The 12,136-nt window shown below is 48.2% G+C and carries 14 protein-coding genes; 5 read left to right on the forward strand and 9 right to left on the reverse strand.

From position 1 onward, the window contains the following. The first annotated feature begins 13 nt into the window (after positions 1-13). Positions 14-484, forward strand: coding sequence for an SRPBCC family protein (locus HED65_RS07540; RefSeq protein WP_114978074.1), 471 nt, complete (start codon positions 14-16; stop codon positions 482-484). 59 nt (positions 485-543) lie between these two features. Here the strand turns inward: HED65_RS07540 and HED65_RS07545 are convergent, their stop codons facing one another. Beyond that, positions 544-816 carry a helix-turn-helix domain-containing protein gene (locus HED65_RS07545; RefSeq protein WP_114978075.1) on the reverse strand — a complete coding sequence of 91 codons (273 nt, stop codon included), beginning with the start codon at positions 814-816 and terminating at the stop codon, positions 544-546. A 106-nt stretch (positions 817-922) separates the two neighbouring features. Between HED65_RS07545 and HED65_RS07550 the strand changes: the two genes are divergently transcribed. Then, a complete protein-coding gene (locus HED65_RS07550) occupies positions 923-1,156 on the forward strand; it encodes a helix-turn-helix domain-containing protein (RefSeq protein ID WP_114978076.1) in 234 nt (77 codons plus the stop codon). 54 nt (positions 1,157-1,210) lie between these two features. Here the strand turns inward: HED65_RS07550 and HED65_RS07555 are convergent, their stop codons facing one another. The 4 genes from HED65_RS07555 to HED65_RS07570 all read right to left on the reverse strand — a co-directional run bounded on the left by HED65_RS07555 (position 1,211) and on the right by HED65_RS07570 (position 4,894). Next, the gene (locus HED65_RS07555) at positions 1,211-2,881 is read right to left on the reverse strand and encodes a P-loop ATPase, Sll1717 family (RefSeq protein ID WP_168112376.1); all 1,671 of its coding nucleotides are present in this window, start codon (positions 2,879-2,881) and stop codon (positions 1,211-1,213) included. Positions 2,882-3,054: 173 nt separating this feature from the next. Then, positions 3,055-3,597: a 1,2-dihydroxy-3-keto-5-methylthiopentene dioxygenase gene (locus tag HED65_RS07560; RefSeq protein WP_114978077.1), complete on the reverse strand. Its 543-nt coding sequence runs from the start codon at positions 3,595-3,597 to the stop codon at positions 3,055-3,057. Continuing rightward, positions 3,594-4,283 carry an acireductone synthase gene (gene mtnC, locus HED65_RS07565; RefSeq protein WP_114978078.1) on the reverse strand — a complete coding sequence of 230 codons (690 nt, stop codon included), beginning with the start codon at positions 4,281-4,283 and terminating at the stop codon, positions 3,594-3,596. The genes HED65_RS07560 and mtnC overlap by 4 nt, the downstream gene beginning before the upstream one ends. After that, on the reverse strand, positions 4,280-4,894 hold the full coding sequence (locus tag HED65_RS07570; RefSeq protein WP_114978079.1) for a methylthioribulose 1-phosphate dehydratase: 615 nt from the start codon (positions 4,892-4,894) through the stop codon (positions 4,280-4,282). Before HED65_RS07570 ends, mtnC begins: the two co-directional genes overlap by 4 nt. Before the next feature lie 123 nt (positions 4,895-5,017). Here HED65_RS07570 and HED65_RS07575 point away from each other — a divergent pair, with 123 nt between their 5' ends. After that, positions 5,018-6,178: a pyridoxal phosphate-dependent aminotransferase gene (locus HED65_RS07575; protein WP_114978080.1), complete on the forward strand. Its 1,161-nt coding sequence runs from the start codon at positions 5,018-5,020 to the stop codon at positions 6,176-6,178. Here the strand turns inward: HED65_RS07575 and HED65_RS07580 are convergent, their stop codons facing one another. From HED65_RS07580 to citR, 3 genes are all read right to left on the reverse strand, one after another. Beyond that, positions 6,179-6,805 (reverse strand): IbrB-like domain-containing protein, encoded by a 627-nt coding sequence (locus HED65_RS07580; protein ID WP_114978081.1) that lies wholly within the window; start codon positions 6,803-6,805, stop codon positions 6,179-6,181. It abuts the gene before it with no gap. Continuing rightward, positions 6,790-8,013, reverse strand: a complete 1,224-nt coding sequence (locus HED65_RS07585) for a phosphoadenosine phosphosulfate reductase (RefSeq protein WP_114978082.1) — start codon at positions 8,011-8,013, stop codon at positions 6,790-6,792. The genes HED65_RS07580 and HED65_RS07585 overlap by 16 nt, the downstream gene beginning before the upstream one ends. 177 nt (positions 8,014-8,190) lie before the next feature. Then, positions 8,191-9,090: a DNA-binding transcriptional repressor CitR gene (citR, locus tag HED65_RS07590; RefSeq protein ID WP_114978083.1), complete on the reverse strand. Its 900-nt coding sequence runs from the start codon at positions 9,088-9,090 to the stop codon at positions 8,191-8,193. A gap of 623 nt (positions 9,091-9,713) precedes the next feature. Between citR and ahpC the strand changes: the two genes are divergently transcribed. Then, positions 9,714-10,277, forward strand: a complete 564-nt coding sequence (ahpC, locus tag HED65_RS07595) for an alkyl hydroperoxide reductase subunit C (RefSeq protein ID WP_008501015.1) — start codon at positions 9,714-9,716, stop codon at positions 10,275-10,277. 120 nt (positions 10,278-10,397) lie between these two features. After that, positions 10,398-11,963 (forward strand): alkyl hydroperoxide reductase subunit F, encoded by a 1,566-nt coding sequence (gene ahpF, locus HED65_RS07600; protein WP_114978084.1) that lies wholly within the window; start codon positions 10,398-10,400, stop codon positions 11,961-11,963. Between the two features lie 76 nt (positions 11,964-12,039). On the opposite strand, the gene HED65_RS07605 is transcribed toward ahpF, so the two are convergent. Next, positions 12,040-12,136, reverse strand: a 97-nt coding sequence (locus tag HED65_RS07605; protein WP_147279780.1) for an IS3 family transposase, incomplete at its 5' end; no start/stop codon positions are given.

Below are 12,136 nucleotides of genomic sequence, written 5' to 3' on the forward strand. Positions count from 1 at the left end.
AGAGGACAGAATCGTGAAGCTTGATCCTAACACTGACCTAATACTGGAACGCGTGGTGGATGCACCACGCGACCTGCTGTGGCTCTGCTGGACCACACCGGAACACATCAAAAATTTCTTTATCCCTGTCCCTCATAAAGTGACCGAATGCGACCTCGATCTGCGCGTGGGCGGACGGTTCAACACGGTCTTTGAGGTGGATGGACAACGAATGGATAACAAGGGCGTCTTTCTGGAGATCGACCCGGGCAGGAAACTGGTCTTCACCGATGGCTACACCGAGGACTGGAAACCGGCTGAAAAACCCTTTATGACCGCAATCCTGCTGCTGGAAGATGCGGGAGAGGGCAAAACCCGTTACACCGCGATTGCCCGCCATCCCACAGCGGAAATCCGTGAACAGCACGAACAGATGGGGTTCCACGAAGGGTGGGGGATTGTGCTGGATCAGCTGGTAGCGTATGTGAAGGGGCTGAAGGTGTAGCGCTCTTAGACCCCCTCTCCCTTGAGGGAGAGGGTTGGGGGGAAGGGGAAACGCGTTGATCATGTCAAAGATACGTTTCTTTTCCTTGTCGTTCTCATCTGACGAAATATTGGCTCTCCCTTTTCATCGAAGTACCTTTCCGGCCATATCACATCCGGGGGAATGTTGAGCGCCTGAGCGATAATCCATTCTCCTTTAGGCCATGGTCGGGTAAGCGCGTTTGCCAGTGTGGATGAGGAAAGACCAGCCTTGCGAGATAACGCAGCCAGGCTTGTCCCATGTTTCTTAAGTGCGGCGATGATATCGGCAGGATGCCAGTTCTGATGGTGCATTATGTCCTCCTTACGTATGTTCGTTACGCGTACAATTAACCTGTTTTGGGATAAAAACACAACAAGAGGATATTCGATTTCAGGATATTTGTATGGAATCGGAACAATGGCCTCAGTTTACTCGGACGAATACCAGCGTGTTATCAATGCGTTGAAGAAAGCCCGTAAAGAGAAAGGAATTACTCAGGCGCAGCTTGCGGAAGCGTTGGGCAAGCCGCAGTCATTCATTGCTAAAGTGGAAAATGGTGAACGCAGATTAGATGTGGTGGAGTTTGTGCATTTGGCGAAATTACTTGGGTTAAGTAATGAAGAAGTCTTTTCTATTTTCGATAGTCTATAGATTGAAATAATGGGCACTGTATTAGTGAAAGTGCCCGAATAACAAATATAAGCTTCAATCGGGATCTTCATCTCCATCATCTTTATGATAAATATCTGATGTGGCAATTTTAATATCTAGCGCTTTATGCAACATTTTGTGAATCTTGATGTGACTAGCCCTTTTAATCTCGGCTTTATTTACAGGGCTGCTATCTCTGAAGGACCATTTATATGGAGTTAAAGAACTCACCTTGAAACCAATAGCGCTTATGTTATATAAACATAAGAATATTTCGTTAACAACGTCAGATTCTCTTGCTTCGTTGTTAAGCATTTTGGATGCCATAATTGCGCAAGGATCTCCACTGTTTTGCACGGATAGCTCTGTTACGACATACTCTAAATTATGTTTTGGTATAAGAGTTCGAGTAAATTTCTCTGGTACCTCTCTAAGTATTTCTATAGTTTCTTCGAACGATGGGTATATATCACCCCATTCTTCTTTTAAGGAACGAAGTCTTTTTTCAGAATAAACACTTTCAGCTTTATGAATGGAGTCCCAAGATATTCGTTCTCTATTGAGCGCGATTTTAAAACATTCGTTTATGAATTGTAAAACATCCCTTGGGCGATATAGTGTTCTCTCAATAATATACTCAATAGGTAACATTCCTTTACTTCCGCCTTTTGGTGATGGAAATAAATCATTAATATCAATGTTTTCTCTTGTATATTGTTTTTTGAATACTTCTTGGATTCTTTTTGATACCAACTCATTTAGCTGATTGGCAGTCCACTGGAGGTCAAGAATATAAGATTCATACTTCTCTTCTTGAAATCCTGAACCTCTTGTTAGATTGAATACTGATTTTAGAAGGTCATGTCTGAGAGCGGCTATTACTTTGACATTTTTGACTCGTCTGAATACTTTAATTTCTTCAATTAAGGCTCTTATAAACTTATATCGAGTGTGATTTTCGGCCCAGTTTTCATCGAGTTGATCTATTACGATATAGTGCTTTTTTTGTAGATCCGAAAATGAATGTTCAGCAAGCATATCAAGAACTTCATTTAATTTTTGAATTTGCATTCCACTAACAACTTCGGACGCTCTTTTTCTTATTTCATGCTTATCTTCCTCAGAGATTTTTTTTGCTGTTTCGGCATTTAATTCCACGCCATAGAGAGCTGTTCCTATTTTAGCTTTAGTATCATTTTCTAGCTTCTTAGTTATTTCTCTTAGGTGTGTGTCTGTATCAATCCAAAATTTATCCCCCCACTCTCTAAAATATTCCAATGCGCGTTTTCTAATATCGTCTTTTCTTAAAAAGCTAGTGAGGCTAGTAAAAAAATTTCTTGTGTCGTTTTCACTATTTATATCATGACGAATTTTCAAAAACTCCATTATAAGTATGTGTCGCCATAATATTTTATAAAATAAATCAAGATTCACATCGAGTTCTTCAAAAAAAGAAATAATATCAGAATGCTCCAGGAATCTTATGGAAATATCATTAGGATCAAGTTTCTTAAACCTGTACGCTTTACTCATCACTTTATGAAGTAATGCACTTTTTCCTGCCCCCGTTCTTCCAACAACGATGGATGATGTATCATTGGTATCAAGTAATTTTGAAAGGTAACCGCTGTCTATAAAGCATTCATCAAGCAATTGTGTGTCAGATTCAGCATCTAGTTCACCTATTCTTAAATTCTGCCTTATAATTATTGGGTTTTTTGCCATGTTTATCTCTTTTTAAATGATGAAATTGTAAGATACTCACTTCTTATAGGATAAGAACATTCCTTTTTTTCAATAAATTAAAATAATTGTGAGTTTGATCTCGAAAATAAACAGTATTTGACGATTTAAAAAAATTCCTTCATTTTGAAGGAATTAACGTTCGTATATAAGTTTTACGGTAAACGAGGATACGCATCCGCGATCGAATCCCCGGTAAACTGCGCAATCCATCCCTCTGGGTTATCGAAAATACGGATCGCCGTAAAGTTCGGCTCTGAACCCATATCAAACCAGTGCGGCGTACCTGCTGGCACGGAAATCAGGTCGTTTTTCTCGCACAGCACCTGATACACCTCATCGCCAATGTGCAGGCAGAACAACCCGGCACCTTCCACAAAGAAACGCACTTCATCTTCGCCGTGGGTGTGTTCATTCAGGAACTTCGCGCGCAGTGCCTCTTTTTGTGGATTATCGGCACGCAGGCTGATTACATCCCAGCTCTGATAGCCTTTTTCCGCCACCAGTTTGTCGATGGCATGCTGATACGCCTCGATCACGGCTTCGGGTGCAGGATCCTGGCCTAAATCGCGATCCGCAGCCCAGCGTTCAAACCGCACACCTTTAGCGTTGAGCTGTTGGGCGATCTCGGTTGCGTTGGTGCTGTGCCACTGGTGTTGGCTGGCGTCTTTATCGGAATAAATGGTCAATGCGCTCATGAAGGGATCTGCTCCGGATTAATCTCGTCGAACTGGTGTACCTGATGGTGATGGCTTGCGCCGTCATCATCACCACGAATCAGTTGCAGGGTGCGAAAACCTGCCTGTTCAGCGGCGTCCAGCTCCTGATGAATATCCGACAGGAACAGGATCTGCGACGGGGCAATGCCCGTTTGCGCCGCAATGTTCTGATAAGACTGCACGTCGCGCTTGGCACCGATGTGGGTATCAAAATAGCCGCTGAACAGATGAGTAATATCACCTTCGTCGCTGTAGCCAAATAACAGTTTCTGCGCAGCAACGGAGCCAGAGGAATAAACATAGAGATCAATGCCTTGTGCTTTCCATTTTTCCAGCGCAGGCAGTACGTCCGGGTAGAGGTGACCGGTAAAATCACCGTTCACATAGCCGTCGTGCCAGATGATGCCTTGCAGGGCCTTCAGCGCAGTTGATTTGCGGTCTTCATCCATAAAAGCAAACAGGGCGTCGATAAGCTCGCTGGTGCTGGCGCGCGGGCTGCTGATTTCATCACGCAGATTGTCCAGAATGGAGTTGACCGGCTCGGCGTACTGCTGAGCAGTCACGAAGGCCGCCAGTCGTTCACGCGCGTAGGGGAACAAAACATCATGGACAAAACGGATATCGCTGGTGGTGCCTTCAATATCCGTCACAATTGCGCGAATCATACTCTCTCCAGTTGTCGTAAACGCATTTCGCATTCAAAAAGGAATTCTAGTCCTTCCAGATGACGGCGGGCTTCGGCCACGTCACGTCCCCAGCAGGTTAAGCCATGGCCGCGCAGAAGAAAACCATAATTAAGCGGGTGTTCCTGAGCGTAATGGGCGATTCGCGAGGCGAGGGCGTCAATATCCTGGACGTTATCAAACACCGGGATAGCGACCGTATCCAGATGTGAGGTCTGCCCGGTAAGGGATTTTTGCATCTCGAAGCCACTGATTTTCAGTTCGGCTTCTTTGACCAGACGGGATAACACCGTGGCGTTGACGGTGTGGACATGCAGGACCGCGTTGGCCTCCGGAAACAGGCGGTAAATCAGCGTATGGAGGCCGGTTTCTGCTGACGGCTTACGGCCAGACGGTGCGCGATTGGTGGCGATCTCCACCTGCAAAAAATCGTCTGTGGTGAGGCTGCCTTTATCTTTGCCGGACTCACTGAGCCAGCAAAGCTGCGCATCCTGACGCACCGACATATTGCCACCGGTAGCTGGCGCCCAGCCTTTGGCGCCAATCCAGCGGCAGGCATCGACCAGGTGTGTGAGTTGCAGGTTGTCTGTCATTTTCCTTTTGCCCTCCCGGACAGGAATATTGATATGGTTTAGACGTCTAAGCGTCTTGATTGCCAAAGACTAACATCGTGTTATAGTGGCAGCAACATAAGTATTACAATCAGGCACACTACAATGAGCAACAACGCATTGATTCCGCAGAGTAAACTTCCCAATCTTGGCACCACCATCTTCACGCAGATGAGTGCCCTGGCGCAGCAACATAACGCCATTAATCTTTCGCAAGGGTTCCCGGATTTTGACGGCCCGGATTATCTGCAGGAGCGTCTGGCGTACCATGTTGCACAGGGAGCGAATCAATATGCGCCGATGACGGGTGTGCAGGCGCTGCGGGAGGCTATTGCGGACAAAACGGCGGAGTTATATGGCTATAAACCCGATGCGGCCAGTGATATTACGGTAACGGCAGGGGCGACAGAAGCGCTGTATGCGGCCATTACCGCGCTGGTGCGTACGGGCGATGAAGTCATCTGCTTTGATCCGAGCTACGACAGCTATGCGCCTGCGGTTGAACTTTCCGGCGGTGTGGTGAAACGCGTGGCGCTTCAGCCACCGTATTTCTGCCCTGACTGGCAGGCGTTCGCCGCGCTGCTGAGCGACAAAACCCGCCTGGTGATCCTGAATACACCGCATAACCCGTCTGCGACGGTGTGGCAGAAAGCTGATTTCGCGGCGCTGTGGCAGGCCATTGGTGACCGTGAAATTTACGTGCTGAGCGATGAAGTTTACGAGCACATCTGTTTTGCAGAAGAAGGTCACGCCAGCGTACTGGCCCATCCGCAGCTTCGTGAGCGGGCGATCGCTGTCTCGTCGTTCGGTAAAACTTACCATATGACCGGCTGGAAAGTGGGCTACTGCGTGGCACCGGCAGCCATCAGTGCTGAATTACGTAAAGTGCACCAGTACCTGACGTTTGCGGTGAACACGCCGGCTCAACTGGCACTGGCGGATATGCTGCGAGCAGAACCAGAGCATTATCGCGACCTGCCCGATTTCTATCGTGAACGTCGGGATCTGTTTGTGAATGCGCTGAGTAAAAGCCGTCTGGAAATTTTGCCGTCTGAAGGCACGTACTTCCTGCTGGCAGATTACAGTGCTATTTCGGATCTGGATGATGTGAGTTTCTGCCAGTGGTTGACAAAAGAAGTGGGTGTGGCCGCCATTCCTCTGTCGGTTTTCTGCGCCGATCCCTTCCCGCATAAACTTATCCGCCTTTGCTTTGCAAAGCAGGAATCGACGCTACTGGCGGCGGCAGAGCGCCTGAACACACTCTGATTATTTTACCGTCCAGGCTTCTGAGTAACGACGGTCTGCAAACAGTTCCAGTAGACCGTTGATTTGCTTGAGACGCAGGACCTCGTCGCTGTCCATACCAAGCTCTTTGCCAATTCTCTCATCATTCCAGCCAAGCTGTGCCAGTTCACGGACGATGTCTGACATGGCATTGATCTGGTGTCGACCACGCGCCCGGTTGTGACGAATGGTTGCGGCCATGCGGTCATTTTTACCCTGTCGGTCCTGGCGCAGGCAGGTGACGGGTAGGTATCCCTTGAGTTGATGCTTTAGCGCTGCCCGAAGGGTACCAATTTCATGGCGATGAAAACCATCCACGATTTCGTAGTGCTGCGGTTCACTTTCTGTTACCACGATGGGCTGGGTGAATCCATCAAGTTCCAGCGATTGACTGAGCAACCGCTTTTCAGGAGGGGCAACATTATTGGGGTTGTAATCGTTGGCGGTAATCGCGTCCTGCCTGATCCAGAGGACGCAGTCGATAGGTTGCTCGCGAAAAGGGCTGTTTCGATGTATTGCTTCACGAAATGCATTTATGGCATTAATTCGCTCCTCTTCGGGAAGTGACTGCAGATACGCTTCCATCTCGGTGATTATTCTTTGTCGCATAAAATGCCCCACTCCTTGCGTTTAGTCTTCATTCTGTCGCTGTAGCGTTGATAATACTTGGGCTTATTAGGGCTGAATGACAGCGCCCTGCACCAGTAATCGTTATTGAGTAAAACCTTGCAGATACGGCGCCATGAAGGGATGTCTCTGGAGCCGATATCACCGTCCTGCGTATCGGGAATATCGGCCATGCCCCTCTTCTGATACCAGTGCAGGTAAATGGCGATTTTATTGCGGTAATGTTCTGCTGTATTTTGCGGCATGCTGTCGAGTAGCAACATGGCATATTCGCGCCAGCAAAGGTGTTCGGGTTTGAGGATTTTCCTGTGACCATAAAAATGGTTATCGTGGCCGGCATAGATCCCTCCACTGCGCACGCCGCTCACCCGTTCACACATGGCCGCCCAGCGTTCAGGCTCAACAACATGGTAGAGCCACAACCCCTGGCGTTGCTCCGGGCCGAAGGGTTCACAGATGCGCATATAGCGAGGCGGCACCCCAGCCTGGAACATCAGGTCATAGAGCGGGTTATAACAACATCCCGATTTGGCAAACCAGGTCCAGATATCGGCGGTTTTCCAGTCGTAGAGAGGGTAGATATACCAGGCGTGTCCACCCGGTGCGACGGTCGTCCAGGGTTTATCATCTGCAAACCGCTGCTTACGTGCCGAAGCGATAGCCAGAAAACGGTTGTATGACTCATCGGCGCGAATACCAATCAGCACGGCTGCCGGGCGGTAACCTGAATACCAGTCGGAGAAACTGCGAACAAAAGTTTCAAACGTCATTCCTGGCTGGTAGAAAGGAAAATAGGCGGGATCGGTTATCGCATCTTCTGGCGGCTGGCGAACCCAACGGGTACCGGGCTCCCAGCATTGCCATTCCGGCTGGAATTGTGACAGCGAATTTTGCGTTGTCAGGGGAAGTGCCACCCACCAGAAATGGTCAATAACATCGCTGTACAGTTCGCGGATATGTTCAACATGGGTGATGGTATGGGAAAATTGTGCTTCCCAGTCGATAAAGAGCACATCTATTTTGGTTTTCATCACACGTGCCTGCCGGGCAACAAGATGCAGCATGACGGTGGAGTCTTTACCCCCTGAAAAAGAGACGCAGGTCCTGGGTAAATGCTCGAGAGTCCATTTTATTCGCTCCCGAGCGGCAGTGAGAACATCCTGGTTAAGAGGAGATTTATAAATTGACATGGTTATTCTCATCCTGAGTAATAAATACCAGACATTAGTGTCAAGACTGGGGAAAGGATTGTATCAGTCAAAAAAATAAATGAATGTAAAAAAATAAAAGCGTTTATTTATATAACGACGGTGTATGTTTTTGAACGCTTGTGGCTCCGAGTTTTATGCCGGAGCCACGAAAAAATCTCATGGTAAGGGTATTTCCTCAATGAAACTCGCGAATGCCGAACTGTTTAACGCAGAGCGATTATACATCATGTAAATATCAATACCTGGGAATTGGATGTCGGTTTCGATTTTACGTAATTTCAGTGCGGAACCATATTGTTCAAAGGCCGCAACTGGCGCTATTCCAATGAGGTCGGATGAACTGATCATCGTCAGAAGCGAAATAAAAGAGTCACTACGAAAGACAATATTTCTTTCCATTAAAAAGCGGTCGACCTGTTCCTGATAGGCTTTAACGCTGCTCGCATCGCTCAGGTAGGCGGTGAAGTTTTCATTGAGAATCTCTTCGCACGTCGGATTTTCGCTGATGCGCGGATGATCCTCCCGACACACAAGAACAAAAGGAAGTTGAGAAAACCGGCTGCAGGTAATGGAGCGGCTGTTTAAGGGGGTAAACGAAAAAACCAGGTCCGCTTTTCGGTAGGCCAGGAGATCTTCTGCTGAATCAGGAGCAAGGAAAACATCATGCAATTCAACTTCATAATTATACTTATCCATGAGCAGTTTCATCGGGCCAAGCATGATTTGTGTGCTCAAAACCTGCGGACAGTAGATCACAAAACTCTTCTTTAGCCCACTGCTGTGCATCATGTTAATGGTCTGCTCGAGCTGATTAAGATTTTGCTCCAGATGTTGATGCAGATTGACGCCAACGGTGGTCGGGGTGATCCCTTTACCGGAACGGATAAAGAGCGGGTCGTTAAGTTGACCTCGTAAACGTTGCAGCGACTGGCTTACCGCGGACGGCGTGATATAGAGCGTCTCGGCCGCTTTACTGATACTCAGATGTTGATAAATGCACTCAAAAATAACTAACAGGTTAAGGTCGAATTTTTTAAGGTCGTAGAGGTTTGCCATGTTTCGTCCTGAGGATGCTGTGTTTGCTATGGTTATCACATCACTGATAACTATAGTTTGAAGTTAACCATTTACAATCCTTGTGGCTAACGCTCTTAATTTTAATTTAAACTCATCTTAATATATCACGGTGTCAGATTATTGAAATAGCACTTCAAAAGTGATTAAGATAATTTTATCTTAGAAGTTCGGTTGGTTCTTTTAAATAACATCTGTCATTTATGAATGACGATATTTTTATCACGAAAATATATGTATAACGTGCCGGAATGATGTTAGGCGTAACCTATTGCAGCCATAGACAGGAATGTCGCTCTTATGGATTGCCCAATACCTGCACGGATGGTGTAATCAAGCCGCTATTACTGCCTTGATATAAAGGGTTGTAGAGCGCAACGCAACGCCAGTTTCGGCTGGCACTGAATGTACCCGCGGGGAATTCAGGTATCAGGGCCGCCCGTTGAGGCGGCCTTTTTACTTTTGGCGTTTCCTTTAAAAGGTTCACCTTATTGTCTTGTTGGTGTTGTTAGGTATCGCTGATTGATTTGATAACGCAAACGCATTAGCCCCGATGAGCAAAGTTGGTTACCTTACTTCTCAACGAAAACACGGAGGAAGTACAGATGTCTTTGATTAATACCAAAATTAAACCTTTCAAAAACCAGGCGTTCAAAAACGGTGAATTCATTGAAGTCACTGAGAAAGATACCGAAGGTCGCTGGAGCGTGTTCTTCTTCTATCCGGCTGACTTTACTTTTGTTTGCCCGACCGAACTGGGTGACGTTGCAGACCATTACGACGAACTGCAGAAGCTGGGCGTAGACGTTTACTCTGTGTCCACTGACACTCACTTCACTCATAAAGCATGGCACAGCAGCTCTGAAACCATCGCGAAAATCAAATACGCGATGATCGGCGACCCGACTGGCGCCCTGACCCGTAACTTCGACAACATGCGTGAAGATGAAGGTCTGGCTGACCGTGCGACCTTCGTCGTTGACCCGCAGGGTATTATTCAGGCTATCGAAGTTACCGCTGAAGGTATCGGCCGTGATGCTTCTGACCTGCTGCGTAAAGTGAAAGCTGCTCAGTACGTAGCGTCTCACCCAGGCGAAGTGTGCCCGGCAAAATGGAAAGAAGGCGAAGCGACTCTGGCTCCATCCCTGGACCTGGTCGGTAAAATCTAAGTCTTGTCCACTCAATGGGCGCACCCGCGCCCATTTCATTCCAGCACCATGATGCAAGTTGCATTCAGGCCGCCTGTATAAGGCAGCTTGCATGATGACGTTTTAAGAGAGGGAAGAACAATGCTCGACACTAACATGAAAACCCAGCTCAAGGCCTATCTTGAGAAACTGACCAAACCTGTTGAGCTGATTGCCACGCTGAATGACAGCGCGAAATCGGCAGAGATCAAGGAACTGCTGACAGAGATCGCTGAACTGTCACCGAAAGTGACTTTCAAAGAAGATAATGCGCGTGCCGTTCGCAAGCCGTCTTTCCTGATTACCAACCCAGGTTCTGACCAGGGGCCGCGCTTTGCCGGTTCTCCGCTGGGGCATGAATTTACGTCGCTGGTGCTGGCATTGCTGTGGACTGGCGGTCATCCGTCAAAAGAAGCGCAGGCGCTGCTGGAACAGATCCGTGATATCGACGGTGATTTTGAGTTTGAAACTTATTATTCACTCTCCTGCCACAACTGCCCGGATGTGGTGCAGGCGCTTAACCTGATGTCGGTTCTGAACCCGCGTATCAAACACACGGCGATTGACGGTGGTACGTTCCAGAACGAAATCACTGATCGCAACGTGATGGGGGTTCCGGCTGTATATATGAACGGCAAAGAATTTGGTCAGGGTCGCATGACGCTCACCGAAATCGTTGCCAAAGTGGACACTGGCGCTGAAAAACGTGCGGCAGAAGAGCTGAACAAACGCGAGGCTTACGACGTCCTGATTGTCGGCTCCGGCCCTGCGGGTGCGGCAGCGGCGGTTTACTCTGCCCGTAAAGGGATTCGTACCGGTCTGATGGGCGAGCGCTTTGGTGGTCAGGTACTGGATACGGTGGACATCGAAAACTATATCTCGGTACCGAAAACCGAAGGTCAGAAACTGGCTGGCGCACTGAAGGCGCACGTCAGCGACTATGCCGTAGATGTGATTGACAGCCAGAGCGCCAGCAAACTGGTTCCGGCTGCAGTTGAAGGTGGGTTACACCAGATTGAAACGGCCTCCGGCGCGGTATTGAAGGCACGCAGCATCATCATTGCCACCGGTGCAAAATGGCGCAATATGAACGTCCCGGGAGAAGATCAGTATCGCACCAAAGGCGTGACCTATTGTCCTCACTGCGACGGCCCACTGTTCAAAGGTAAACGTGTGGCGGTGATCGGCGGAGGTAACTCTGGCGTGGAAGCGGCTATTGACCTGGCCGGTATTGTTGAACATGTGACTCTGCTTGAGTTCGCGCCAGAAATGAAAGCGGACCAGGTGCTGCAGGATAAAGTGCGCAGCCTGAAAAACGTCGACATCGTACTGAATGCTCAGACCACGGAAGTGAAGGGTGACGGCAGTAAAGTCACCGGGCTGGAATACCGTGACCGTGTGAGTGGCGATGTGCATAACGTTCAGCTTTCCGGGATCTTCGTACAGATTGGTCTGCTGCCGAACACCACCTGGCTGGAAGGTGCGATTGAGCGCAACCGCATGGGTGAAATCATCATTGATGCGAAGTGTGAAACCAGCGTAAAAGGCGTGTTTGCGGCGGGTGACTGTACGACCGTACCGTACAAACAGATCATCATCGCCACTGGCGAAGGGGCAAAGGCGTCGCTGAGTTCGTTTGACTATCTGATCCGCACCAAAACCGCATAACAAAAGAAAGTAAGATTACACCTGCAATAGCAAGAGGCCACCCAAATGAAGTGAACCCCATATATTGGACACTTTCTTAACTGGCGGCTGACATGGCCTGAGTTCGGTATTGTACCGGACTCAGGCCGTTTAGTTTTAGCTTGATTCGTTCGTTGTTGTAGTAGTGGATGTAC

Source organism: Pantoea sp. LS15 (genome assembly GCF_012241585.1).
Classification (GTDB): Bacteria; Pseudomonadota; Gammaproteobacteria; order Enterobacterales; family Enterobacteriaceae; genus Enterobacter.